Raw genomic sequence first — 24,495 nt, forward strand, 5'->3', positions numbered from 1 at the left:
CGCAATCTACGCTGCGCAAGTCAGCCTGCAAGCGGCGGACGGCAATGTCTTCGCGCTGACGGGCAACCACGAAGCGATCCGCGCGACGGGAACCGGCACGCGTGATGGCCACATCTGGCTCGTCGCCGAAACCGGCTCCGTGACACTCTCCGGTCCGACCTCGGCAAAGAACGTCGATGGCAGCGGCGGCACGGTCGACACCAACGCAGGCAACATGGTCTTCCAATACATGCCGACTGTGTTGGCCGGCGTCTGGAACATCACGACGCCAACCATCAAGATCGACAATTTCGCCGCGATATCGCTCTCACGCAGCTTGAACGCCGGCACGTCGGTCAACCTGCAGACGACGGGCGCCTCTGGCCAAACCGGTGACATCAACGTAGCGTCGAACATCGGCTGGAGCGGCGCCGCGTCCCTCAGCTTGGGCGCGTATCACACGGTGAATGTCATCAAGGGCATCACGATCAAGAACCAGGGCAGCGGTAACCTGACGCTGCGTGCGGATGCCACTGGCATCGACAATGGCGGCAGCGTGCTCAATTACGGTACCGTCGACTGGTCGAATAGCACGGGGACCGTGAGCCTGCTCCACGACATGAACGGCAGCTACGCGCCGGGCACGTTGCGGTCCAATACGACATGGATTACTCCGACCTATAGTGGCCTTGTGACACAGATCACGGGGTACGAGCTCGTCAATTCGTTGGCGGACCTGAAGAACGTGGCGACCGATCTCGCTGGCAACTACGCGCTCGGCAGAGACATCGACGCCAGCGCGACGAGCGACGGCTCATACATCCCGCTCGGCGGGGGCAACACATCGTTCACGGGACAGTTCGACGGACAGGGCCACACGATTAGTTCGCTGACAATGCAAGGGACAGGCAGCCAGACGGTAGCTATGTTCGCGTCCCTGGGCAAAAATGCCGTGGTGCGTGATTTGAACGTCAATGGCAGCGCGACGTCACTCGACACCAACAACTCAAGACACGGCATCGTGGGGATTTTGGCCGGCGAGAACGACGGGACCATTGTGCGCGTCAACACGTCCGGTAACGTCCGCGAGCAAGTGTATTACTTCGGTGGCACGACAGCCGGCGGACTCGTGGGCGTGAACCACGGCACAATTCTCCGCTCATCGAGCAGCGCTGGGACCCAAGCCGGCGGGCCGGCTGGCGGCCTCGTTGGCGAGAATGACGGCACAATCGCTCAGTCGTACGCCTCAGGGCCGGTGTCGGAAGTGGGCGGCGTGCTCGGATCCGTCGCCGGAAGCCCAGGTGGTCTCGTCGGCACCAACAGTGGGACAATCACTCAATCTTATGCGACGGGCACAGTAGGGGAAGCATGCGGTACGTATGGGTGCATTACTGGCGCGGCGCTCGTGTACACCAACAGTGGGACGATCAGCCAGTCGTTCGCAACGGGTGCGGTATCCAGTAGTGGCATACAAGGGCAGCCTGCGGCGACGCCGTATGGCATCGCAGTGCAGAACCAAGGCAAGATCGCGAGCGATGTGTACTGGAACAAGGACACGACGACCGCCACGATCGGCGTCGGATACGGCACCGCGATTCCGTCCGCGAACGGCCTGACGACCGAGCAGATGACCGCCCCCGCGAGCTTTTCCGGTTGGGATTTCAGTTCGACCGGTGCTTGGGCAATGCCAACCGGTTACAGTCACCCTGTCCTGCGATGGCAGCTTGAGCCTTGAGCGCGAGACGCGGCTGCGCCGTTCGCGATTCCGCACGCGCGCCGCAACGGCGCGCGATGCGCGTGCTGTTGGCGCTCGCCGCGTCCCTCGTCATCGACTCCGTGCCGGCCTGGGCCCAGGCATATCGCGACGTGCAGCCGTCCGCTCCGCCCGCCGCCGCGCGCCCGACCTCGCCACCAGTGCCGCCTGCCGCCGCGGACGGCTCGCAGCGGATTGCCGTCGAGAGGCTGCGCAGCCTCACGTTCGTCGACGACGCTGCCACCGTGACGACGGACGGCCACGCGTCCAACCAAGTCGCCGGCGGCACGATCACGGCGACGCGTCTTCCCTTGCTCGACGCGTCGTTTCTCGAGCGTTTTGCCGCGGACATCGGCAAGCCATTGACGTTTGCGCGCCTCGCCGAGATACGCCGCGCTACCGTTCAGCGCTATCGAGATGCCGGCGAGCCGCTCGTCGATGTCTTTACGCCCGAGCAGGACGTCACGGCCGGCGACGTCACAATCGTCGTTGCGCGCTTCCATGTCGGCGAGGTCACGGCGCGCGGCAACCGCTATTTCTCCGACACATTGCTGACCCGGGAAATGCCGTTGACGCCGGGTGGGACGATTCGTGAGGGCGACGTCGCGTTGGGGCTCGCGATACTGAATGCGAACCCATACCGCACCGTGGACGTGATCTACAAGCCGGGCTCGGGTACGGATTCGACCGACGTCGTCCTTCAGACCCAGGACCGCTTCCCGTTGCGAGTCAGTGCGGGCTACGACAACGGAGGCGTCCCGCAACTGGGCCGCGACCGCTTTTTCGCGGGAATCGATTACGGAAATCTGTTTGGGCTCGATCAGCAGATCAACTACCAAGTCACCGCGAGCAGCGACGTGTTCGGCGGCAATCCGGACATCGAGGGCCGGCCGGACCGTCCTCGGCTCGTCGCGCACGCAGTGAGCTACAGCGCGCCGTTACCGTGGTTCGATCGCGTCGAATTGTTCGGTATGTATGCGCAGAGCACGCCGCGGATGCCGGACAACTTCGGCCAGACCGGCATCTCGGCACAGTTGAGCGCACGCTACGATTGGCGGCTCCCGTCGCTCGGCCATTGGCAACAGCAGCTCCAGTTCGGCTACGACTTCAAGCGTTCGAACAACGACCTAGAATTCGGTGGCTTCCAGGTGTTCAACTCGAACACGCACATCCACCAATTCTCCGTCGCGTGGAGCGTGAATCGTGGCGACGCGTCAGGCACGACGAGCGGGAACGCGATCCTCGTGTTCAGCCCCGGCCACCTCGACGGCAGCGACAGCGATGCCGCGTTCGAGGCGGCCCGTTCGGGCGCGACCTCACGCTATTCGTACCTGCAGCTGTCGGGCCAGCGCGATATGCAGATCGGCGCAGGCTTCACGTGGTGGGCGCACGGCATCGTGCAATGGACGCCCGATACGCTGCTGCCCAGCGAAGCGCTCGCCCTTGGCGGCGAAGCGAGTGTACGCGGGTACGACCCATACGTCGTGCTCGGCGACCGCGGCTGGAACGTGCAAACCGAACTGCGCGCGCCGCCCTTCGTGTTCGGCGCAAGCAGTGCCGCTTTGCAGCCGTTCGTATTCGTCGACGCGGGACATGCATGGAACCGGATCAACGAGCCCTCCGAACCAAACAACGGCCTGCTCGTGAGTCTCGGCGTGGGTCTGCGATTCCAGTTCTCACGCTACGTCAATTTGCGCGCGACCTGGGGTGTGCCGCTGCGGCCGGCCGTGCCGAACGGCTCCACGGCCCCGATGGGATTGCTGTACCTCGTGGTTGGAACCTGAAAGGGATGCTGGCGACAGCGACGCCGATAGGGCGCTTGCGAATGAGCAACATGGCGGGCACGCTTATGTGGGGTCATAATACGCATCACTTCCAGTCGATGTCCAAGGAAACCATCTGTCGGGATTGCTAACCCGCGCGGTGGGCCCGCTACGCCGCTTCGATCGCATCGCCCCGGCGCAGCTCCCGCCCGACCCCGTGTTTGGCGGATGGTTTTGAACCACGTGAAATGACCGAATCCGCCGATGTCCGTTTCCTCCTGACGATTCAGCAGAACGGCAGTCTCATCGCTGCCGCCCGCAAGCTTGGCCTCACACCGTCTGCGGTGTCTCAGCGCCTGCAGCAGCTCGAAAAGAAGCTCGGCACACGGTTGGTCGACAGGACCGCGCGCAAGCTGACCTTCACGGAGGAAGGCACGCTCCTGTGCCTGCGCGGATCCGAGTTGGTTCAACAATTCGACACCTTGCTGGAGGACCTGCAAGTCCTTCACGGAGGCTTGGTTGGCCCATTGAAGGTCAACGCACCGCTCGGTTTCGGTCGCCGCTATGTGGCCTCGGCCGTCGCTGAATTTCAGCGGGAAAACCCGGCCGTCGATGTCGCGCTGACGCTGTCGGATGAGCCGCTGACCGAAACGGCCGACCGATTCGATGTCGTGGTACACATCGGCGAGTTGCGTGCATCCAATCTCGTGGGCCATGCGATTGCGCCGAACGGGCGATTCTTGTGCGCATCCCCTGCTTTCGTCAAACGCTTCGGCTCTCCCGATGCGCCCGACGACCTTGCCCGATTGCCGTGCATCATCCTTCGCGAGAACAAGGAAGATGTCTCGCTTTGGCATTTCAGCAAGGGTAAAACCAGTCGCAGCGTCCGGGTAGCCTCGAAGCTGAGCTGTAACGATGGCGACGTGATTCGCCGCTGGGCATGCGAGGGCAGAGGCATCATCCTTCGTTCCGAATGGGATGTCGCGGACGACATTCGGCGAGGCTCGCTGGTCAGACTGCTGCCCGGATGGAAGGCGCCGGACGCCAATGTCATTGCATTGACGCACAACCGCGCCGGCTTGCCGAGAAGAACGCGCGATTTCATGCAGTACCTGCAAGCTCGCTTCAGGCCGGTCCCGCCTTGGCGAACCTGAGAGCTCGTTATCCGCGGCCAAAGACGGCGTTGGCCCGGGTAGATAGACGCTCCGGGTTCGAGCTACTCGAAGTTAAAAAGCGCTTAATGATTGAGTTAATCCGCCTTAACTGACGGTGAGTCGTCAAAACCTATAATCGAATCCACCTCTGGATTCCGATCATCAAGGCTATCGTCGTGGCAGACTCCTCGCCTCCTCCCCACTATCCAAAAGCGGTCCTCTTCGATCTGCTAACCGCACTGCTCGATTCGTGGTCACTTTGGAATCGTTGCGCGGGCTCCGACGATGGCGGCCGAGCCTGGCGTGCCGAGTATCTACGGCTTACCTATGGCTGTGGTAGATACATTGAATACGAAGCGCTGGTGAGACAGGCCGCGAAACGGGTTGGCCTTGCTTCGTTCGCGCCGGATGCGCTCGAGGCGAACTGGCTCGAGCTCGCTCCCTGGGAGGAAGCCTTGACTGTGCTGCAGCAACTGCAGCCACATTGCAAGCTCGCCGTCGTCACGAATTGCTCTAATCGGCTCGGAAAACGAGCGGCTGCGCTTTTGCGCGTGCAATGGGACGCCGTAGTCACCGCGGAAGAAGCCGGTACCTACAAGCCCGATCCTCGCCCCTACCACCTTGCGCTTGAGCGATTGAACGTCTCGCCTAAAGAGGCCGCGTTCGTCGCGGGCTCCAGTTACGACATGTTCGGTACCGCCGCGGTCGGGTTGCGGACGTACTGGCACAACCGAATTGGCTTGCCGCTGGTCTCCGGCGCGCAGGCACCCGAGATCGAATCGCCCACACTCGATGCGCTCGTAGCGTGGACGAGCCACTTCGGCGCCGGAATTCAACAATGACACTCGAACCTATGACGCTCGACTTGCTGGACACACCCGCGGCGATCATCGACGTATCCCGGATGCAGCGAAACATCGCGTCGATGCAGAAGCGAATGGATGCCCTCGGCGTGAAATTCCGGCCACACGTGAAGACTTCGAAGTGCCTCAATGTCGTTAGGGCGCAACTCTCGGCCGGCGCGCGCGGGATTACCGTTTCCACGCTGAAAGAAGCCGAGAACTTCTTCGCCGCGGGGATCACCGATATTCTTTACGCCGTCAGTATCGCTCCGTCGAAGCTCTGGCGCGCGGCGGCGCTCAGAAAGCGCGGATGCGACCTCAAGATCACCGTCGACAATGCCAGTGCGGCTACTGCAATCGTCGAGTTCGCTCGAACGCAGCGCGATCCGCTCGAAGTGTGGATCGAGATCGACACCGACGGTCATCGCTCCGGCATCAAGCCCGAAGACGATGCGCTGCTCGACATTGGCCGGATTTTGCAGGCGGGTGCAGTCAAGGTCGGTGGCGTCATGACGCATGCGGGCTCGAGCTACGAACTCAACACGCGAGAAGCGCTAACGGCACTCGCCGAGCAGGAACGCGCCGGCTGCGTGGGTGCGGCACAACGCCTGCGGTCGACAGGCATTGCGTGTGAAACCGTCAGCATCGGGTCGACGCCTACTGCGCTGGCCGCAACGAACCTTGATGGCGTCACCGAAGTTCGCGCGGGCGTTTATGCGTTTTTCGATCTCGTCATGCACAATATCGGCGTGTGTGCGATCGAGGACATCGCGCTCAGCGTGCTCACGACGGTCATCGGCCATCAGCAGGACAAGGGCTGGGTGATCGTGGATGCGGGGTGGATGGCAATGAGTCGTGATCGCGGGACGTCAAAGCAATCGCACGATTTCGGCTACGGATTGCCCTGCGCTCTCGATGGCACTCCGCTCGACGGTTACATGCTGATCGGTGCTAATCAGGAGCACGGCATTCTGGCCCGGGCTCGCCCTGAACATACGGCGGATCGGGGCGACGTCGCACTCCGCTTTCCTGTCGGAACCCGACTACGTATCCTGCCGAATCACGCCTGCGCAACCGGCGCGCAATTCCCTCAATACCATGCCTTGGAATTGAGCGGGCACCTTACCGAATGGGGTCGCTTTCATGGCTGGTGAAACTCGTTCGAATGCATCCGTTCATCCTCCGGTGCCCGGCTTGTCATCACCTGGCGGCCACTATAGCCACGTGACGGTCGCGAACGGCTTCGTGTTCGTCTCAGGCCAACTACCTGTTACCGCGGCCGGGGTGAAATTGACGGACAGTCCCTTCGCCGAGCAAGCTCAACAGGTGCTCGCACTCAGTGCGGAGCCCACGCCGTTCCCGCTCTTCCCGGTGTTGGCGAAGATGCTGACGGTGCACGGCTACCAGTACAAGGAAATCGTGGGAGACGCCGAACGACTCGAAAAAGCGAAGCGCTTTATTCTCGACGGGCTGACGTCGGGTAAGCTGAGGCCGACGATCGATCGAACGTTCACCCTCGATCAGATCGTGGACGCGCACCGCTACCTCGAGTCCAATCAGCAGTTCGGGAAGATTGTCGTGACGGTGTGACGCTGCATGCGATGCGTCGGCCCGGCAACACACGCGTTGCCGGGTAAACCTGTTCCTGCATGCGAGCGTTTCAACCCAGTCCGAACGATTTTCTCAAGCTTGCATCGACGGGGCCGGCCGGCATGAAACGCCGCAATTTGCTCAAGAGCGATGCCTGCCCTGCCGGCGTGCGACGCATGCGCCAAGTGCCGAGCGCCGCTTCGACGATCGCGTTTGCCACGCCGCCGGGCTCGGGTGCGCTTTTGACACTGCCCACGACAGCGTTTGAAGCAAGTGCACGCTCGCGATCATAGTCGGCGATCTTTGAGCTTGCTTGAGGCGCGTTGATGTCCAGATTGGTCCTGGTAAACGATGGCTCGACCAGTGTCGCGCGGATACCGAACTGACGCACCTCATGGTCCAGCGATTCGGTCAGCCCCTCGACGGCATGCTTGGATGCCGAATACAGCCCCATGTAGGGGGCCGGGAGAAAACCGAGCACGGAACTGACATTGACGATCCTTCCGCTGCGCCGTGCTCGCATGTGAGGAAGTACCGCCTGCGCCGTGCGCAGGATGCTCAAGACATTGGTATCGAATAGAGACGCGGCCTCGGCTGTCGCCGTTTCTTCCACCGCGCCCGTCAGGCTCATTCCCGCATTGTTGACAAGCACGTCGATTCGCTTGGCTCGATCGATGATGGATTGAATTCCGGTCTTGACGGAAGCGTCGTCGCGAACGTCCATCTCGACGAGTTCGACACCAGGCAATGGAGCGGCCTTGGCGATGCTGCGCACCGTTCCAAATACGCGGCAACCCCGCTTGGCAAACTTCTCGGCTGCAGCGCGTCCAATACCCGATGACACACCGGTCACAACGACAACAGTGGAATTCGACATAGCGGTTCCCCTTGATACGAGTCAATGGATTGATGTTTTCAAGTACCTGCATCCAGCGGATCCGGCAGGCTCTGTTCCGAGGGCAGCGTCTGCTCGTGCCGGCCTTTGCGCAAGCCGGCACTACTGCCGGGCCGGATCTTGAACCAGATGGAATACATGGCCGGCAGGAACATCAGCGTCAAAACCGTCCCTGCAAGCGTGCCGCCGATCAGCGTGTAAGCGAGCGTTCCCCAGAACACCGAATGGGTCAGCGGAATGAAGGCCAGGATCGCCGCCATGGCCGTCAGGATGACCGGGCGGGCACGCTGAACCGTGGCCTCGACCACCGCATGAAATGGATCCAATCCCGCGCGCTCGTTCTGGTGGATCTGCCCGATGAGAATCAGCGTGTTGCGCATGAGGATGCCCGACAGCGCAATGAGCCCGACCAGCGCATTGATGCCGAAAGGCTGACGGAACAGGATCAGCGTCGGCACCACGCCGATCAAGCCCAGCGGGCTCGTCAGGAACACCATCACCATCGCGGAGATCGAGCGCACCTGGAAGATGATGATGATCAGCGTCACCGCCAGCATGATCGGGAAGAGCGGCAACATGGCTGTCGTCGCTTTGGCCGATTCCTCGATGGAGCCCGCCTGCTCGATGCGGTAGCCGCCAGGCAGCTTCGCCATGATGGGCTGAAGCTGCTTGGTGATTGCCGTCGATACATCAGGAGGCTGCAGGTTGTCGGCGATATCGCCCCGCACCGTGATCGTCGGCACGCGATCGCGCCAACGCATGATCGGCTCCTCCATGCGCACCTCGACCTTGCCCACCTGCGAGAGCGGGATGCGTTGTCCGCCCGCGCCAGCTAGCGTGAAGTCGCCGATCTTCGCCGGGTCGAGCCGAACGTCGCCGGCCGAGCGCGCCACCACCTGTACGGTTCGGATGTCCTCACGCACCTGTGTGACGGGGACACCCGTCAGCAAGAATTGCAGTTGTTGGGCCACGGCACTGGACGTCAGCCCGAGCGCCTCCAACCGGTCCTGCTGCAAGGTGAAATGCAGCGTAGGCGTGCGCGTGCCCCAATCGGAGTTGACCGTGCGCATCATCGGGCTCGCATGCATCACCTGCTCGACTTCGCCCGCAATGCCGCGAAGCTTGTCCGGGTCGGGGCCAGTAATGCGGTAGGCGACCGGGAACGGCGAATACGGACCGAATACGAGTTGCGTGACCCGCACCCGCGCTTCAGAAGCAAGACCGCCCGCGATGGCTTGGCGCAGCCGCTGTTTCAATGCGTCGCGCTCATCCTGACTGTCCGTGCGCACTACGATCTTGGCAAACGACGGATCGGGCAGTTCCGGCCCCATGGCCAGGTAAAAGCGCGGCGCACCTTGCCCGACGTAAGCCGTGACGATCTTGGCTTCCTTCTGTTTAGCCAGCCACGCCTCCACCTTCTCGGTCGCGGCGCTGGTTTGGGAAATGGATGTGCCATAGGGCATCTGCACTTCGACAAGCACTTCAGGACGGTCCGAGATCGGGAAGAACTGCTTTTTGACCACGCCCATTCCGAGAATGGCCAGGACGAAAAGCCCGACGACTGAACCCGCGACCAGCCATTTGCGCGCGATGACACGCGTGAGCAACTGACGGAAGCGGTTGTAGCGCGGCGTGTCATAGATCGCGTCGTGACCGCCTTCGATCTTCTTGTAGTCCGGCAGCATCTTCACACCCAGGTACGGTGTAAAAATCACCGCGACGAGCCACGATGCGATCAGCGCGATGCCGACGATCCAGAACATGTTGCTCGTGTATTCGCCGGCGGTGGACCGGGCGAAGCCGTTCGGCATGAAGCCGACCGCCGTCACGAGCGTGCCCGAGAGCATCGGCGCGGCCGTATGGCTCCAGGCATAGGCGGAGGCGGCCACGCGGCTGTAGCCTTCCTCCATCTTCACCACCATCATTTCGATGGCGATGATGGCGTCGTCCACGAGTAAGCCCAGCGCCAGGATCAGCGATCCGAGTGTGATGCGGTCGAAGTTCTTGCCCGTCGCGGCCATCACCACGAACACGACGGCCAACGTCAATGGCACAGCCGCCGCGACCACCAGGCCCGCGCGCCAGCCCATGCTCACGAAACTCACGAGCATGACCACCAGCAAAGCGGCAAAAAACTTCAGCATGAACTCGTCGACGGCCGAGTGAATGTTGACGGCTTGATCGGTGACCTTCGTCAAGCTCATGCCCAGCGGCAGCTCGGCATTGACCGCGCGGACTTCACTGTCCAACGCCTTGCCGAGCTCGAGCCCGTTCCAACCTTCGCGCATGACGATGCCCAACAGCAGCGCAGGCTCGCCGTTGTTGCGGATCATGAACGTGGCCGGATCTTCATATCCGCGCGTAACGGTGGCGATATCCGAGAGCTTCAGCGTGCGGCCTTGCGCCACGATGGGCGTGTCGCGGATGTTCTGCAGCTTGTCGAACGCGCCGTCCAGACGAATGAACACTTCCGGTCCCTTCGTCTCGACGGAGCCGGCCGGCGTCAGCGCGTTCTGGCCATTGAGCGCGGCGAATATATCTTGTGGGCTCACGCCCAGCGTGGCGAGTCGGTCGTGGGAGAACTGCACGTAGATGCGTTCGGCCTGCTCGCCGATGATGTTGACCTTCTTCACGCCCGGCACGTGCAGCAACTGTTGGCGGAGCCTCTCGGCATCGCGCACGAGCAAACGCTGCGGCTCACCCTTGGCCTTCAGCGCAAACAATGCGAAAGTGACATCCGCGTATTCGTCGTTGACCATCGGCCCAATCACGCCGGCGGGAAGGTTGGCCGCCTCGTCGCCGATCTTTTTCCGAGCTTGGTAAAACTCCTCCTGCACTTCCGACGGCGGCGTGCTATCGAGCAGCGTCAATGTCGTGAAGGCCAAGCCAGGGCGCGTGTAGGTTTCGGTTCGGTCGTACCAACGCAGCTCCTGCATGCGCTTTTCGATCTTCTCGGCGACCTGATCGTGCATTTCCTGAGCGGTGGCGCCCGGCCATGCGGTGATGATGGTCATCACCTTGACCGTGAACGCGGGGTCTTCCGCCCGGCCAAGCTTGAAGAACGAAAGGAGCCCGGCCAGAGAGATCAGGCAGATCAAGAACAAGGTGATGGAGCGCTCACGCACGGCGAGCGCCGACAGGTTGAATCGACCTTCGCTCACGGACGGCCTCCCTCGGAAGCCACGGCGACGGCTTGATTTGCCAAGCGGACCTGCTCGCCTTCGCGCAGCAACTGTGCACCTAGCGCGACGACGCGCTCGCCTTGCTTCAATTGACCGGCCACGCGCACGCTGTCGTCGTCCAAATGCTCGACCGTGACCGGCCGCCACGCGACCTTGGCCGGCTCGCCGTTGACGACCCACACGCCGGGCCCTTTGCCCGCGTCGAGCAGCGCGCCAATCGGCACCTGCAAGCCACCTTCGGCCGCCGAACGCGCGTCCGGAATCTGGATGGTGACGGTTGCGCCCAACGGGGCGTTGGCCAACGCGCCTTGCAGCACATACCGCGCTTCGAAGGTGCGCGTACGCGGATCCGCCGCATCCGAGAGCTGACGCAGCGTGGCCGCTTCACTGGCGCCGCTGTTGCCGAATAGCGTCGCTTGCGCGACCGAACCGATGGCCGGGCGCAGGGTTTCGGGCAGTTCGATCACGGCCTCGCGGCGCCCGGCGTGGGCCAGGCGCACGACGGGCTGCCCCGCGCTGACGACCTGGCCCGGCTCGGCCAACGTTTCCATCACGACGCCATCGCCGTCCGCCACGAGCTCCGCATACCGAGTCGCGTTGCGCGCAACGTCGGCGTCGGCCTCGGCCGCACTGAGCTGCGCTTTGGCGGCATCGGCCGCCGCTTTGACTTGGTCATACGCGGAGGCCGATATCGCGCCGGTGCCGCGCAGATCGCGGTAACGCTCCTCATCCTGCGCGGTCTGCTGCGCCCGCGCTCGAGCGGCGGTGACCGCGTCTTGCCGCGCCTGCGCGGCAAGCTTCAGGTCGATGGGATCGAGGCGCATCAGCGGCTGACCGCGTTTGACGGTCTGGCCGGCATCCACGAGCCGCTCCAGCACCTTGCCGGAAACGCGGAAACCAAGATCGCTCTGCACTCGCGCGGCGACGGTTCCGGTGAATGAACGGGATGCGGGGATCGCGCCCTGAACGATGGCGGTCCGCACCAGCGGCGCCTCGGTGCGCGGATCGGACGGTGCCTTTGCGCCGCAAGCGGCTAGCGCAAGGGGCAGGGCAGTGACGACTGCGGAGTGAGCGAGGCGACGCCGGAGCATGAAAGTCCCATTGACGAAGTGATCGGGGCTTTCATTGTCATTCTAGTGACCGTTTTAGTCAATAGTCACAATCAAATTCATTTATGGGGACAGACTGCGCAGCACCAGATTCGCCAACTGCGTCGGTGCGACGTCGGTGGTATCGAGGCTGTACTGCAGCAGAAGCGGATTGAGATAGGGCCGCATCACCAGATAGATCGCCGTCGCCGTTTCGTCCAGCGGCGTCTTGCGCTCGAACTCTCCGCTTTGTCGACCTTCCTGGAGGACGTCCTGCAACAGCTTTTGCACGCGTGCCTCGTACGCTTGTACGGACTGCCAGTGTTCCGTGGCCGCCGATGCGGCGATGTCGTAAAGCTTGCGGTCCCGGAAAAACAGCCGGAGGCTCGCTTCCGTCGAAACCTTGAACATCCGCCGCAGTTTTTCAGGCGGCAGCCCGGCCTGCTCGACGGCCGCACGAACGTCGGTTTCAATCTGGTGCAGACAGTTTGCGCAGATCATTTCGCCGATGGCTTGCTTCGACTCGAAGAACTTATAGATGTAGGCCTTGGAAAAACCGATGGCCTTGGCGAGGTCGGAGACCGTTGTTTTCTCATAGCCGTATCGGCTGAAATGCTCGGTGGCGGCGGCAACGATCTGATCGCGCACCTCGTGGTCGGCCGGGCCGCGGCCCGAGACTGGATAACTAGCGGCTGTTTTCATGGCTCAAGCTTACCGCCACTCTTCCTTATGGACAACTAGTGACTATTTGGTATTATAGTCACCCATCACCTCCCTCGTTGGAAGAACGCCATGCCCCCGCCCAAACATCTTCTCTCAGCGTTGATCGCAGCCAGCCTACTGGCAGGCTGCGCGGTCGGCCCGGATTACGTCCGGCCTGATATCGCCATGCCGCAACGGTTCGAGGGCCAAGCTGCGGTCGACCAACGGCATGCGAGCGCCTCCGCGGACCTCGCCACATGGTGGGCAGGCTTTGGCGATCCGCAATTGACACGGTACGTGACACTTGCGTTGGAACAGAACCTGGACCTTGCGCAGGCGGCCGCGCGCGTCGCTCAGGCGCGCGCGGGACTGGGGGCAGCCAACGCCGCGCTGCTGCCGTCCGGCAATGTGAGCGGCCAAGCGGCCAGGGTCTATCAGTCCGTCGAAACGCCGTTGGGACGCGTCTTGAATTCGACGCCCGGCTTCGATCGCTACGGCAACGACTACGAGGCCAATTTCAACGCAAGCTGGGAGCTCGACCTATTCGGCGGCCTGCGTCGCGGACGACAAGCCGCGCTCGCCGAATATCAGGCGTCGGAAGCGGGCGCCGCGGCGACGCGATTGGCCGTGGCCGCGCAAACGGCCGATATTTACATCACCATTCGCGGCTTGCAAGCGCGTCTGCAGGTTGCTCGCAATCAGGTGCGCACGCAGCAGGATCTGGTTTCGACGATCAAGCTTCTGTATAGCAAAGGGTTGGCAGCCGATCTTCAAGTGAGCCAGGCCGAAGGCGCCCTCGCTCAGGTTCAGGCATCGGTCCCGGTCCTCGAGACGGGCTTGGATGCGGCAATGAACGCATTGGACGTGATGCTGGGCACGCAGCCGGGGACGCATCGGGCCGAGCTGGCCGAAGCGGGAGACATCCCGACCGCCCCACGGATCGAGGCCACCGGATCGCCGGGTGAGTTGCTCAGGCGCCGGCCCGACCTGATCGTGGCCGAGCGTCGCCTTGCGGCATCGAACGCACGCATCGGCGTGGCCATTGCCGAGTATTACCCGAAGGTGTCGCTAAGTGGATTGCTCGGGAGCGCCACGTCGGTGGCTAGCGGCAATCTATTCAGTAGCGGCGCCAATCAGGCCGCTGGTGTGCTGGGCGTACGGTGGCGTCTGTTCGACTTCGGCCGCATCAATGCGCAGATCGATGAAGCCAAGGGACAGCAGGCGGAACTGTTGGCGGCGTATCGACTCGCCGCGCTTCACGCGACTGAGGACGTTGAGAACGCTTTTTCGGCACTCGTGAAACGGGAGGAACAGGCCGCAGTGCTCGCGCAGGGAGTGAACTCGCTCAGCCGCGCTCGAACGGCCTCGTTTGCCGCCTATCAGAAAGGCGTCGTCAGCCTGATCGAGGTGTTGCAGGCCGATGACAACTTGCTGCGCGCCTCCGACGAGCGCGCGCAAGCTCAAACGGAATCGGCACGCGCGGCGGTTGCCGCGTTCAAGGCACTCGGCGGGGGTTGGCAACCTCACCAATACGAAGCGGTGGCCGTGAAGTAGCAAGGCATGTTGACCGTCCTGGCGATCCAGGGGGCCGTCTTGGGGCTGGCAATGTTCCCGGTCCGGTACTTCCGCCTGTAAGAGGTCTTGCCGCACCGCTGGAAGAGCCCTCGAAAGCAACGTCTCAGCCATGTGCCACGGAAGCAGACAACGGCTCATCATCCACCGGCCTGCTGAGGTCCTGCTGCATCTGGGCGGCGAGGTAATCGCACGTCGGGCGGTTGGACTGCGCGCTGCGGGCGACCACGATGTCCAGCGGCTCGATTTCCGGCAACCCGTACCGCCCTGCCACTACGCTCAGCCGATCAGGAATGCTGCAGCGGGCCAGCGCGGACACGGCCAGCCCGGCATCCACCACCGCGACGAGTCCCAACATGCTGGGGCTGCTGTAAGCGGCACGGTACGGTAAAGATGCACGATCGAGCGCGGCGACCGTATTCGCGCGGGCCGTGCAACCCGCTTCATACAAGGCAACCGGCAATGGGCGAGTCTGCCAAAGCCGCGTTTCATCGGGCTTGCCGACCCATGACATGGGCTCGCGGCGGATGAAATCGCCGTTCAGATGGAGACTGCGATCGCGCGTGACAAAAGCGAGGTCGATCCGGTTGTCTGCGAGCATGGGGGCGAGCGCAGTGCTCTGCGCGCAAATCACCGTGATATCCACCGCCGGATACATCGCCGAAAAGCGCCGCAGCACCGGTGGGAGCAGCGAAGAAATGTAGTCGTCCGGTCCGCCCAGGATCACGTGGCCCGAAATCTCAGGTCGAGCCACGGCGGCCCAGGCTGCCTCCTGCAGCGAGCGAATGCGGCGGGCGTATTCCAGCAGGATTTCGCCGGCGTGGGTCAGCGACAGATTGCGCGTATCGCGAATGAAAAGCGGTTTGCCCATCGTGTTTTCCAACCGCTTGATCTGCATGCTGACCGCGGCTTGCGAGCGAAATACGACCTGCGCGGCCTTGGTGAAGCTGCCAAGCTCGGCAACCGCTATGAACGTCTTGAGTACGTCGGAGTCGAGGTCGGGCGGCATGACTAATAAACGCAACTGATGAATTGCTTAAGTTTTATTCGTTTGAGTTGAAGAATCAAGCTCGAGATACTGACACTCCGCTCAAGGAGCCCTCATGTCGACCTCGATGCCGCACCTCTCCGCTTCTCGTCAAGGCGTATTCAATTTCTCCGCCGCCGCTGTGCTGATGGGAACGATGGGGGTGTTCATCGAAGAGGCCGGGCTGGATCCGGTCACGACGGTGTTCTACCGCTGCGTCTTCGGGCTGGCCGGGATGGCCTGCTACTGTGCCTGGAAAGGCTACTTTCGTAGCCAACGTTTCAGCCGCCGATTGCTGGGCCTGGCGCTGCTATCCGGCGTACTGATGGTGTCGCAGTGGGTGTTCTTCTTCGGCGCCCTGGAGCGTGTCGGCATAGGGGTAGCAACGGTGGTGTTCCATGTCCAGCCGTTTTGGGTCGTGCTGCTGGGCGCCCTGCTCTTTCGCGAGCGCGTCGGCGCGTCGCGAGTGGCATGGATCGTCATCGCCTTCTTCGGTTTGGCGCTGGCGGCCGGCATCGGTTGGAGAACATTATCAGCGGATTCGGCTTATCTCACGGGCATCGCTTTCACGTTGATCGCCTCGGTGCTCTATGCGGGAGTGACGCTGATCGCGAAGGCGCTCGGCGCGCTGCGTCCGCATCTGCTGACGATGATTCAATGTGCCGTGGGCGTCATCAGCCTCCCACTGCTTGCCCCCTCCGGCGCGTTGACACATGTCGAGCTCCACCAATGGGGCTGGCTGGCAGGATTGGGAATCTTGCATACCGGCGTGACGTACGCGCTGATCTATGGCGCCGTGCCTCGGCTGCCGGTATCGGTGATCGCCGTGCTGCAGTTCATCTATCCGTTGACTGCCGTCATTGTCGACTGGCTGGTGTACGGCCGCGCGCTCACTCCGCTGCAGGGTCTGGGCGTCGCGCTCATCGTTCTGGCCAGTCTCGGCGTCAACCTCGGGTGGTCCTTGACCGGCGGCCTACTGCGTCGGGCAACTTAGGTGCCGGCCAGCAAGCCGGTGATGTTCTCGCGCGGCATTGATGATTTCCGCTCATAAGTGCTTGTACGTTTCACAGTCTAGTCGGGCGCCCTAATCGTCCTGACAATGTGGTCATGTCATTCACTGCCTCGAGAAGGGAGACCTGCATGTCCACCAAACCTACCGCCGCGCGGCAGTCGTTCGGCAGCGTGGCGCCCAAGCTGGCGGAACTGAGCGACGACGTGCTATTCGGCGATGTCTGGGAACGCCCGCAATTGTCCAAGCGGGATCGCAGCCTCGTAACGTGCGCGGCGCTGATCGCGCTCGGCAAGACCGAGCAAATGAACTTCCATTTTCCGCGCGCCGTCGAGAACGGGGTCACTCGAGAAGAACTCATCGAACTCGTCACCCATCTGGCGTTCTACACAGGCTGGCCCAATGCGATGTCCGCTGTAGCGAAATTCAAAGAGCTTTTTTCGTCCCCGAGCAACTAAAAGGAAGTGGACGATGCAACTGAAGAGACCAGGCTCACAGCCGTCGATCAAAGGCCCCGCCGAATGGTTTACCGGCACGGTACGCATCGATCCCCTGAATGCGCCGCCACCGCCCTCTCGCGTGTCGTGCGCCAGCGTGACCTTCGAGCCCGGTGCGCGCACGAACTGGCACACCCATCCGCTCGGCCAGACGCTGCTCGTGACGGCCGGCTGCGGCTGGACCCAGTGCGAAGGCGAAGCCATCGTGGAGATTCGTGCGGGGGACGTGATTTGGTGCCCGCCGGGTCATAAGCATTGGCATGGCGCTTCGCCGACGACGTCGATGACTCACATCGCCATCCAGGAGGCACTCGATGGCAAGAACGTCGAGTGGCTGGAACCGGTGACGGACGAGCAATACTCCGCCGGGCCATCGCTGAGCACCTGAGGCAAAGCCGTGCGGTGCCGCTCCCTGGTGCGCCTCGTCCGATGACCGCCTTACGTCCACGTCGGACGATCCGTACTCAGCGGATGCCTACAGTCCCCAAATGATGTCGGCACTTTGCTTCTGGGCTTCTCGCATCATGTCGAGAAACGGCCACGCCCGCCGCGAGAGGCCGTTTCCGGCGGGCCCTTGCTGGCCTCCGTGAGAATGCTGGAATGCTTCGAGTACACGTTCGGTCCTCTCTTCGTCGGCAATCGCCGTTTCGAGCCGGCGGATGGCAACGGGCAATTCGTCGTGCAAGATGACCCCGCGCGCATCGAGGCGCTTCCCGACGAGTCCCAGCAGATACTGTGCGAGATCCCTGAGCATGAGCACGTCCGGCGCCGCGGACGATTTGAACGTGACCATCATGATGTGTCCCCCTCCCCTACTTGCCTGGCTTCGAACGCTCCCGCCGATGTTCGCGGCAGGATACGTCTTTCCGGTATTTTATATCACATTGTGATGTATTTGGAATCGTTCCTCCGAGCCCGAAACAAGCGTCAGGTCTGAGTCTCGTCTTTTGGCAGGAAGTAATGAAAGGCGGTATGCAACATGCCGATCGAGGCGAGGACCCAGGCCACGAAGGCAACCGCGATCGTCACGCGCGGTACTTCGTTCAGGAACGGCGCCGACGCGACATGTGCGTAGCTGTACGTCGCGGCGGTGTACATCCCCAACGGAAACACCATCGACCATTCCGCCGATGTGTAGTGAATCGGATCGCCCTGGACACCGTGCTTGGCGATGAACAAGATGACGAGCAACGGGATCCAGAACGTCGCCATGGCCCAGCATGCCGTGGTCAAGACGTACAGAATCGCTTGCGCATGCAGCGGCAGCGCGATCGACTCGCGATCGAGCAGAATGAGGCGGCTTCCCGCGAACGCGGCAATCGCCATGGCGCCCATGTTGATCCACCACGGTTCCGTCATTTCCGCGGCACTCATCGGCACGAAACACCAGCGATAGAAGATCAGCGTGATCAGCATCACGTAGAGGGCGCACCCGAGCAGCCATGCCGCGAGAGAAAGGAAAGCGAGCGGCGCCGGGCGGCTCGCGAGCCGCGCCTCGAACGTGGCCAGGATCGCAATAGCCTCGGTGGCGACGACCAGCAGCAACCAAGTGCCGTCGAAGCCGGTTTGCAAGCCCGGTTTGCGCTGTCCGATCGTCATCGCGGCCAGAAACGCGTAGACGATCACGACCCAGAGCACGATTGCAAGGCCGAGGAGCCAGGGCACCGCGGCGGGAACGAGGTCGTAAGCGGCGATCTGGCTCCCGAACACGGCCGTGCCGGCCACCAGCGCGAGAAATCCGGGGCCCCGCCCGTGATCGCCGATATCGACGCGTATCGCGTGCGGATAAAGCACGAACCGGCAGACCGCGATCGACAGAAACGCAGGATAGGCGACCGCATTGACACCCAGCAGCGCCCACCCTGCGATGCCATAGCCGAGCAACCGTGCCGCGATCGACACGATCCCCGTGGCCATCACCATCGCGAAAGCCGCCGGAGGGAAGGCCTCGAGCCAGGAGCGGCGCTCGCTCATCGGCGGCACCGTTCAATGCGCTTTTCGCTCCTTGACCAGATCCTCGACGACACGCGGATCCGCCAAGGTCGAGACGTCACCGAGGTTCTCATAGTCGCCCGCGACCGTGTAATGCTTGACTTTGATGCCTGTCGGCTCGGGACGATGTGGCCCCACTGGCGGCGCGGCATGCCGCTAGTCCACGCGGCTCAACCCTCATGTGAGGCAACTCGCATGCCGAAGCGGGAATCCATAAATCACGTAGGGACGAATGGCGGAAACGTCTGCGCCCATCGATAGCGCATCCTTCTTGCTTCATGAAGCTGCCGGCTTCGGCGCATATCCCGCGCGAGCGTGCGACAGGTCCGCCACGTGAGCGCTGCCGCATGCTCGAGTCGCCGAGGGAGGAGCTATGCGAAGAATCAATGACAACGTACGCGCTGTAATTCTTGCCGCGCTGATTTCCTTGCTGGCGGCATGCGGTGGACACGGAAGGATCTCGGTCACCGACGGCGGCGGTGGCGGCGGCAACGGCGCGGCGACTCCCGCGGGCGGCATTCATCTGCAAGTCGTCTCGTTCGGCGACAGCTTGTCGGACGTCGGTACCTTTGCGCCGATCGCGAGCACGGTGGGCGGCGGACGTTTCACGACCAACCCCGGGCAAGTCTGGAGTCAGGACGTCGCGCAATACTACGGCGACACGCTGAACGCCGCGTTTACGATCGACTTCACTCACAAGCTGAGTGCACAGGGCGGGTTGGGCTATGCCGAAGGCGGCGCGACGGTGGCCACGCCGGCCAACCTCTACGATTTCCTCTCCGATGTCATCGGGAACATCGAAATGCCCGTCACTCAGCAAGTCTCGAGCTATTTGAGCACGCACGCCGGCTTCAACGGCGATCAGCTGGTGCTCGTCTGGGCGGGCTCGAACGACGTGCTTCGCGCGGGGACGCCGCCGGCCGCGACCCAGATCGTGCAGACGGCGGCAACCACGCTCGCGCAAGTCGTCGGGCAGATCGTGCAGAACGGCGCGACGCATGTCGTGGTGATCAACGTGCCGAATGTCGGACTATCGCCGAAGGGCCTCGCCTCGCCCGACGCCGGCGCCAACCTGACCCAGCTGTCGCAACTCTTCAACGATAGCTTGAACGCTGCGTTGCAAGCCGATGGTCTGCAAGGCAAGGTGATCCAGATCGATTCCTATACCTGGATCAATCAGATCTTCGCGAACTTTCAGGCGAACGGCTTCACCGTTTCGAACACGAGCGTCGCCTGCGATCCATCGAAAACGCCGGATCAAACCTCGTTACTGTGCTCGCCGCATACGTACGCGACACCCAATGCCGACCAGACCTACATGTTCGCCGACGATCTCCACCCGACGACGCGTCTGCATGCGCTCTTCGCCCAATTCGTCGAGCAGCAGATCGCCAAGACCGGCCTGGGTCACTGAAGCAGCAATCCTGGCGGCCGAGCTACGACGACGTCAGCGTTGCGGCACGATCTGTTGATAGAGCGCGAGGTAACGCTCCGCGGCGCTCTGCCAGCTGAAGTTCTGCTGCATCGCGCATTGCTGAGCGCGTCGCCAGTCCGTCCGCCGGGCGCGCAAGGCGAACGCTCGGCGGATCGCGGCAACGAGCGCGTCATGCTCGAATCGCTCGAACACGAAACCCGTTGCCGCTTGATCGGCGAGGTTCTCCAGCGACGCATCGGATACGGTATCGGTCAGGCCGCCGACGCGGTGAACGAGCGGAAGCGATCCGTATGCGAGCGCATAGAGCTGGGTCAGTCCGCACGGCTCGAAGCGAGAGGGCACCATCACCACGTCGCTGCCCGCGATGACGAGATGCGCGAGTGCCTCGTCGAAGCCGACATGGATGCCGACGGCCTCGGGATGCGCCTGCACCGCGCGCCGCATACCCGCCTCGAGCGCCGGATCGCCCGTGCCGAGGACCGCGAGCTGGCCCCCACGGCTCACGATTTCCGGTACCGCTTCGAGCAAGAGGTCGAAGCCCTTCTGCTCGGTCAGCCGGCTGACGACGCCGAAGAGTAGCGCATCCGAATCGGCCTTCAGGCCGAGGCGTGCCTGCAACTCCGCTTTGTTTTTCGATTTGGGGTGGAGTCGCGTCGGGCTGTACGTCGCCACGATGGAGCGATCGCTGCGCGGATTCCAGACCGCGTAATCGACGCCGTTCAAGATTCCGGTCAAGTCCCGCGCGCGGTGCCTGAGCAGTCCGTCCAGCCCGGCGCCCTGCGAGGCGGTCTGGATCTCGCGAGCGTAGCTCGGGCTCACGGTCGTGATGCGATCGGCAAAATAAAGTCCCCCCTTCAGGAACGAGATCTGGCCGTGGAACTCAAGCCCGTCGATACCGAAATAGCGATCGGGCAAGCGAAGCGAGCTCCATTCGTGCGCGGGGAACAATCCTTGATAGGCGAGGTTGTGCACAGTCACGACGCTCGGCAAACGGGGCGCGCCGCTCGTCTCGTGCGCGGCCTGCACGTAGGCCGGCGCCAGCGCCGCGTGCCAGTCGTGAGCGTGAACGACCGCCGGAGACCACGCCGGGTCCGCCGAGCCTGCCAGCTGCGCGGCGCTCCAGCCCAACAACGCAAAACGCAGCATGTTGTCGTCGTAGGGCCGGTGCGCCTCGTCGACATACGGATTGCCGTCGCGCCGATAAAAACGATCGGCACGTACGACATAAACGCCGAGACCCGCGACGCCTCCGTCGGCGTCTCGCAGTGTCCCGAATTGGATCGAGGCGTCGTCGACGCCGAATGCCGCGGGCAAACGCGCGACCTCGCGCAGGTCCGCCAGTCCGTCGATGACGGACGGAAAGCCCGGCAACAGCACGCGGGCATCGGCACCGAGCTCCACCTGTGCGAGCGGCAGCGCCCCGAGAACGTCCGCCAGCCCGCCCGTCTTGAGCAGCGGATACAGCTCGGCGGCTATATGGAGCACGCGGATGGTCATGCCGCCCTCCATTCGAAAGGCGATACCGTTGCGGGACGGAGCAGTGAAGCACTATCGGCGCGAGCGTCGTCGATCATCGTTGCGAACCCTTTGCAAGACTGGCGGCGGTGACGAGCACGACGCCATCGTCGGTGCGGTAAAAGCGCGCCGCATCCGCGGCTGGATCTTCGCCGATCACGGTTCCCTCCGGAATGGTGCAGCCGCGGTCGATGACCACGCGCTGCAGCCGGCAACTGCGTCGGACCGTGACCTGCGGCAGCAGCACGGTCTCGCTCAGATTGCAGAACGACTCGACGCGCACCGACGACGAGAGGACCGAGCGCGAGATCTGCGAACCCGAAATGACGCAACCGCCACACACTAGCAGGTTGGTTGCGACACCTTGTTGACCGTTGAGATCGCGCACGAACTTGGCCGGCGGCAACTGCTCCTGGTTGGTCCAGATCGGCCAATTGCGATCGTAGAGATCGAGCGTCGGCACGGTCGATGCCAAATCGAGGTTGGCCGCCCAATAGGCGTCGATCGTGCCGACGTCGCGCCAGTACGGCGCCGCTTTCGGATCCGACGAGACGCACGACATCTGGAACGGATGGGCAATCGCTCGCTTGCGCGAGACGACGAGCGGAATGATGTCCTTGCCGAAGTCGTGCTCGCTGCGGATATTGGCGATGTTCTCGTCGAGCAGCGCGTACAGATAGTCCGCGTTGAACAGGTAGATGCCCATGCTGGCGAGCGCCACGTCCGGTTTGTCCGGCACCGCGGGAGGGTCGGCCGGCTTCTCGACGAAGCCTGTGACGTTGCGGCGCTCGTCCACGGCCATCACGCCGAAGGCGGTCGCTTCCCGTCGCGGCACCTCGATACAGCCGACGGAGCATTCAGCTCCGGTCTGGACATGATCGAGCAGCATGCGTGCGTAATCCATCTTGTAGACGTGGTCGCCGGCCAGCACGACCACGAACCTCGGCTTGATCGAGCGAATGATGTCGAGGTTCTGATAGACGGCATCGGCCGTTCCGCGATACCAATGCGCCCCGTCCACGCGCTGCTGCGCGGGCCACATATCGATGAACTCGCCGAACTCGCCGCGCAAAAACCCCCAGCCGCGCTGCAGATGACGCAAGAGCGAATGCGCCTTGTACTGGGTGACGACCGCAATCCGGCGTATGCCGGAGTTGAGGCAGTTCGACAAGGCGAAGTCGACGATGCGGTACTTGCCGCCGAAATGAACGGCCGGCTTGACGCGTTTGTCGGTCAGCGGGCCGAGGCGTGTGCCTCGCCCCCCGGCCAGCACAATGGCGAGCGTGGACCTTTGTAAGTCGTTGAGGCTTGCCGACGTCTCCATGAGTTGTCTCCTTCATGTTGCCGCCCTTGCCGCTGCCAACGGATTGTTTTCGTATGGTCAATAGGCGGGTTTTGGGGTGCTGACGCTCTCGCATCAAACCACGGCAGCCCGTTCGGCACAATCGCTGCACGATGATGCTCCGTTCGTCGCCGCCCGCGGGCAGTCAATGATGGCACCGGCCACCCGTCTAAAACGGAAATCGTCTAGCCGATTCCGCGTTATTGAGGGCTCGGTTGCGCTTCGTCTTTACAGGTGAGCACTCACTCGCCCACCCAGGCGCCGCGCAAATCGCTTTCGTGCAATAGCTGCAAGAGCGTGGCAGCCGGCCGCGAGAGCCGCCTTGCGGCCAGCGCGATGAATTCGACATCGGGCAGCGCGGGCAAGCTCGCGCGATTGACGGGCGGCGCGAGACCGCGGGCCGCCAGATATTCGGCGCGCACGGTCACGCCGAGTCCGGCACGCGCCGCCGCGACGCAGCCGGCATGGCTGCTGCTCGTGCAGACGATTTGCCATGGCACGCCGGCTTGCGCGAGGGCGTCGAGCACGACGGCACGCGTCACACTCGGCTCGGCAACGAGAATCAATGGCAGCGGCTCGCCGGGATCGACTAGCGTTCCCGTTCGAGCCAGCCATTCGAGCCGCCCCGTGAAAAGCGGCACCCCGCGGCGGTCGCCCAGACGACGCTTGCCGATCAGCAAATCGATCGCACCCGCGTCGAGCAGCTCGTAAAGCCGGCCCGTCATCCCGATCGTGATCTCGAGCTCGACGTCGGGATGGGCGTCGCGAAACGCGGCGAGCACGGTCGGCAACGGCCCGAGCGCGACGTCGTCGGACGAGCCGAGCCGCACGCGCCCTTTCAGCTTGGAGCTGCGAAACTGCGTCTCCGCCTTCGCGATTGACTGCAGGATGACGCCCGCGTGGGCCAGCATCGCTTCGCCATCGGCCGTCAGGGCGACCGAATGCGTATCCCGGACGAAGAGCCTGCGCCCGAGATGCTGCTCGAGGCGCCGAATGTGCTCGCTGACGCTCGATTGCGTGAGCACCAGGTGCCGCCCCGCCTCGCTGAAGCTGCGGCAGCGCGCGACGGTGACGAAAGTCTTGAGCCAGAGGGGATTGAGCATGGGCGATTGTTATCGGCAACGCCGATAACAGTCAACATCTTGAGGGTGGTTCCCG

22 protein-coding genes are annotated in these 24,495 nt (G+C 63.0%); 11 read left to right on the forward strand and 11 right to left on the reverse strand.

The genetic code is table 11. The features are described 5' to 3' along the window. The 6 genes from B0G57_RS31205 to B0G57_RS27675 form a co-directional block, all read left to right on the forward strand. On the forward strand, window positions 1-1,714 hold a 1,714-nt coding region (locus tag B0G57_RS31205; protein WP_104489606.1), incomplete at its 5' end, for a M26 family metallopeptidase. 56 nt (window positions 1,715-1,770) lie between these two features. Continuing rightward, on the forward strand, window positions 1,771-3,516 hold the full coding sequence (locus B0G57_RS27655; protein WP_035469068.1) for a ShlB/FhaC/HecB family hemolysin secretion/activation protein: 1,746 nt from the start codon (window positions 1,771-1,773) through the stop codon (window positions 3,514-3,516). Between the two features lie 227 nt (window positions 3,517-3,743). Next, window positions 3,744-4,649 carry a LysR family transcriptional regulator gene (locus tag B0G57_RS27660; RefSeq protein ID WP_018442189.1) on the forward strand — a complete coding sequence of 302 codons (906 nt, stop codon included), beginning with the start codon at window positions 3,744-3,746 and terminating at the stop codon, window positions 4,647-4,649. 170 nt (window positions 4,650-4,819) lie between these two features. Continuing rightward, on the forward strand, window positions 4,820-5,491 hold the full coding sequence (locus B0G57_RS27665; protein ID WP_026229948.1) for an HAD-IA family hydrolase: 672 nt from the start codon (window positions 4,820-4,822) through the stop codon (window positions 5,489-5,491). Between the two features lie 11 nt (window positions 5,492-5,502). Then, a complete protein-coding gene (locus B0G57_RS27670; protein WP_018442187.1) occupies window positions 5,503-6,645 on the forward strand; it encodes a DSD1 family PLP-dependent enzyme in 1,143 nt (380 codons plus the stop codon). Then, on the forward strand, window positions 6,635-7,081 hold the full coding sequence (locus B0G57_RS27675) for a zinc-binding dehydrogenase (protein ID WP_020566364.1): 447 nt from the start codon (window positions 6,635-6,637) through the stop codon (window positions 7,079-7,081). Before B0G57_RS27670 ends, B0G57_RS27675 begins: the two co-directional genes overlap by 11 nt. Window positions 7,082-7,151: 70 nt before the next feature. Here B0G57_RS27675 and B0G57_RS27680 read toward each other — a convergent pair whose 3' ends face one another. From B0G57_RS27680 to B0G57_RS27695, 4 genes are all read right to left on the reverse strand, one after another. Beyond that, entirely contained in the window at window positions 7,152-7,958 is an 807-nt protein-coding gene (locus B0G57_RS27680) for an oxidoreductase (RefSeq protein WP_018442185.1), read from the reverse strand. A 38-nt stretch (window positions 7,959-7,996) separates the two neighbouring features. Beyond that, the gene (locus B0G57_RS27685; RefSeq protein ID WP_018442184.1) at window positions 7,997-11,137 is read right to left on the reverse strand and encodes an efflux RND transporter permease subunit; all 3,141 of its coding nucleotides are present in this window, start codon (window positions 11,135-11,137) and stop codon (window positions 7,997-7,999) included. Continuing rightward, on the reverse strand, window positions 11,134-12,249 hold the full coding sequence (locus B0G57_RS27690; RefSeq protein ID WP_018442183.1) for an efflux RND transporter periplasmic adaptor subunit: 1,116 nt from the start codon (window positions 12,247-12,249) through the stop codon (window positions 11,134-11,136). Before B0G57_RS27690 ends, B0G57_RS27685 begins: the two co-directional genes overlap by 4 nt. Before the next feature lie 81 nt (window positions 12,250-12,330). After that, complete coding sequence (locus B0G57_RS27695; RefSeq protein WP_018442182.1) at window positions 12,331-12,948, reverse strand: TetR/AcrR family transcriptional regulator; 618 nt, start codon at window positions 12,946-12,948, stop codon at window positions 12,331-12,333. A gap of 90 nt (window positions 12,949-13,038) precedes the next feature. Here B0G57_RS27695 and B0G57_RS27700 point away from each other — a divergent pair, with 90 nt between their 5' ends. Beyond that, on the forward strand, window positions 13,039-14,502 hold the full coding sequence (locus B0G57_RS27700) for an efflux transporter outer membrane subunit (RefSeq protein ID WP_020566362.1): 1,464 nt from the start codon (window positions 13,039-13,041) through the stop codon (window positions 14,500-14,502). 124 nt (window positions 14,503-14,626) lie between these two features. On the opposite strand, the gene B0G57_RS27705 is transcribed toward B0G57_RS27700, so the two are convergent. After that, window positions 14,627-15,529 (reverse strand): LysR family transcriptional regulator, encoded by a 903-nt coding sequence (locus tag B0G57_RS27705; protein ID WP_018442180.1) that lies wholly within the window; start codon window positions 15,527-15,529, stop codon window positions 14,627-14,629. A 94-nt stretch (window positions 15,530-15,623) separates the two neighbouring features. Here B0G57_RS27705 and B0G57_RS27710 point away from each other — a divergent pair, with 94 nt between their 5' ends. The 3 genes from B0G57_RS27710 to B0G57_RS27720 all read left to right on the forward strand — a co-directional run bounded on the left by B0G57_RS27710 (window position 15,624) and on the right by B0G57_RS27720 (window position 17,441). Beyond that, the gene (locus B0G57_RS27710) at window positions 15,624-16,541 is read left to right on the forward strand and encodes a DMT family transporter (RefSeq protein WP_018442179.1); all 918 of its coding nucleotides are present in this window, start codon (window positions 15,624-15,626) and stop codon (window positions 16,539-16,541) included. 146 nt (window positions 16,542-16,687) lie between these two features. After that, entirely contained in the window at window positions 16,688-17,014 is a 327-nt protein-coding gene (locus tag B0G57_RS27715; RefSeq protein ID WP_018442178.1) for a carboxymuconolactone decarboxylase family protein, read from the forward strand. Between the two features lie 13 nt (window positions 17,015-17,027). Then, window positions 17,028-17,441, forward strand: coding sequence for a (R)-mandelonitrile lyase (locus B0G57_RS27720; RefSeq protein ID WP_018442177.1), 414 nt, complete (start codon window positions 17,028-17,030; stop codon window positions 17,439-17,441). A gap of 87 nt (window positions 17,442-17,528) precedes the next feature. Here the strand turns inward: B0G57_RS27720 and B0G57_RS27725 are convergent, their stop codons facing one another. From B0G57_RS27725 to B0G57_RS31210, 3 genes are all read right to left on the reverse strand, one after another. After that, a complete protein-coding gene (locus B0G57_RS27725; protein WP_018442176.1) occupies window positions 17,529-17,849 on the reverse strand; it encodes a DUF1840 domain-containing protein in 321 nt (106 codons plus the stop codon). Between the two features lie 131 nt (window positions 17,850-17,980). Further along, window positions 17,981-19,027 carry a tellurite resistance/C4-dicarboxylate transporter family protein gene (locus B0G57_RS27730; RefSeq protein ID WP_018442175.1) on the reverse strand — a complete coding sequence of 349 codons (1,047 nt, stop codon included), beginning with the start codon at window positions 19,025-19,027 and terminating at the stop codon, window positions 17,981-17,983. A gap of 12 nt (window positions 19,028-19,039) precedes the next feature. Then, entirely contained in the window at window positions 19,040-19,183 is a 144-nt protein-coding gene (locus B0G57_RS31210; RefSeq protein ID WP_018442174.1) for a hypothetical protein, read from the reverse strand. Window positions 19,184-19,418: 235 nt separating this feature from the next. Between B0G57_RS31210 and B0G57_RS27735 the strand changes: the two genes are divergently transcribed. After that, on the forward strand, window positions 19,419-20,459 hold the full coding sequence (locus tag B0G57_RS27735) for an SGNH/GDSL hydrolase family protein (RefSeq protein WP_018442173.1): 1,041 nt from the start codon (window positions 19,419-19,421) through the stop codon (window positions 20,457-20,459). 33 nt (window positions 20,460-20,492) lie between these two features. Here the strand turns inward: B0G57_RS27735 and glgA are convergent, their stop codons facing one another. The 3 genes from glgA to B0G57_RS27750 form a co-directional block, all read right to left on the reverse strand. Next, window positions 20,493-21,977, reverse strand: a complete 1,485-nt coding sequence (gene glgA, locus B0G57_RS27740; RefSeq protein ID WP_026229947.1) for a glycogen synthase GlgA — start codon at window positions 21,975-21,977, stop codon at window positions 20,493-20,495. 73 nt (window positions 21,978-22,050) lie between these two features. Beyond that, the gene (gene glgC, locus B0G57_RS27745; protein WP_018442171.1) at window positions 22,051-23,319 is read right to left on the reverse strand and encodes a glucose-1-phosphate adenylyltransferase; all 1,269 of its coding nucleotides are present in this window, start codon (window positions 23,317-23,319) and stop codon (window positions 22,051-22,053) included. Between the two features lie 260 nt (window positions 23,320-23,579). Continuing rightward, entirely contained in the window at window positions 23,580-24,440 is an 861-nt protein-coding gene (locus tag B0G57_RS27750; RefSeq protein WP_018442170.1) for a LysR substrate-binding domain-containing protein, read from the reverse strand. Between the last annotated feature and the right edge of the window lie 55 nt (window positions 24,441-24,495).

Origin of the sequence: Trinickia symbiotica, from assembly GCF_002934455.1 — a bacterium.
Lineage (GTDB): Bacteria > Pseudomonadota > Gammaproteobacteria > Burkholderiales > Burkholderiaceae > Trinickia > Trinickia symbiotica.

Bases quoted from the DNA above. Each gene is read 5' to 3' on its own strand.
- B0G57_RS27720 (WP_018442177.1), top strand. From the start codon at position 17,028: ATGCAACTGAAGAGACCAGGCTCACAGCCGTCGATCAAAGGCCCCGCC.
- B0G57_RS27700 (WP_020566362.1), top strand. From the start codon at position 13,039: ATGCCCCCGCCCAAACATCTTCTCTCAGCGTTGATCGCAGCCAGCCTA.
- B0G57_RS27670 (WP_018442187.1), top strand. From the start codon at position 5,503: ATGACGCTCGACTTGCTGGACACACCCGCGGCGATCATCGACGTATCC.
- B0G57_RS27705 (WP_018442180.1), bottom strand. From the start codon at position 15,529: ATGCCGCCCGACCTCGACTCCGACGTACTCAAGACGTTCATAGCGGTT.
- B0G57_RS27715 (WP_018442178.1), top strand. From the start codon at position 16,688: ATGTCCACCAAACCTACCGCCGCGCGGCAGTCGTTCGGCAGCGTGGCG.
- B0G57_RS27735 (WP_018442173.1), top strand. From the start codon at position 19,419: ATGCGAAGAATCAATGACAACGTACGCGCTGTAATTCTTGCCGCGCTG.
- B0G57_RS27655 (WP_035469068.1), top strand. From the start codon at position 1,771: ATGCGCGTGCTGTTGGCGCTCGCCGCGTCCCTCGTCATCGACTCCGTG.
- B0G57_RS27710 (WP_018442179.1), top strand. From the start codon at position 15,624: ATGTCGACCTCGATGCCGCACCTCTCCGCTTCTCGTCAAGGCGTATTC.
- B0G57_RS27690 (WP_018442183.1), bottom strand. From the start codon at position 12,249: ATGCTCCGGCGTCGCCTCGCTCACTCCGCAGTCGTCACTGCCCTGCCC.
- B0G57_RS27675 (WP_020566364.1), top strand. From the start codon at position 6,635: ATGGCTGGTGAAACTCGTTCGAATGCATCCGTTCATCCTCCGGTGCCC.
- B0G57_RS27725 (WP_018442176.1), bottom strand. From the start codon at position 17,849: ATGATGGTCACGTTCAAATCGTCCGCGGCGCCGGACGTGCTCATGCTC.
- glgC (WP_018442171.1), bottom strand. From the start codon at position 23,319: ATGGAGACGTCGGCAAGCCTCAACGACTTACAAAGGTCCACGCTCGCC.
- B0G57_RS27750 (WP_018442170.1), bottom strand. From the start codon at position 24,440: ATGCTCAATCCCCTCTGGCTCAAGACTTTCGTCACCGTCGCGCGCTGC.
- B0G57_RS27680 (WP_018442185.1), bottom strand. From the start codon at position 7,958: ATGTCGAATTCCACTGTTGTCGTTGTGACCGGTGTGTCATCGGGTATT.
- B0G57_RS27695 (WP_018442182.1), bottom strand. From the start codon at position 12,948: ATGAAAACAGCCGCTAGTTATCCAGTCTCGGGCCGCGGCCCGGCCGAC.
- B0G57_RS27660 (WP_018442189.1), top strand. From the start codon at position 3,744: ATGACCGAATCCGCCGATGTCCGTTTCCTCCTGACGATTCAGCAGAAC.
- B0G57_RS27730 (WP_018442175.1), bottom strand. From the start codon at position 19,027: ATGAGCGAGCGCCGCTCCTGGCTCGAGGCCTTCCCTCCGGCGGCTTTC.
- glgA (WP_026229947.1), bottom strand. From the start codon at position 21,977: ATGACCATCCGCGTGCTCCATATAGCCGCCGAGCTGTATCCGCTGCTC.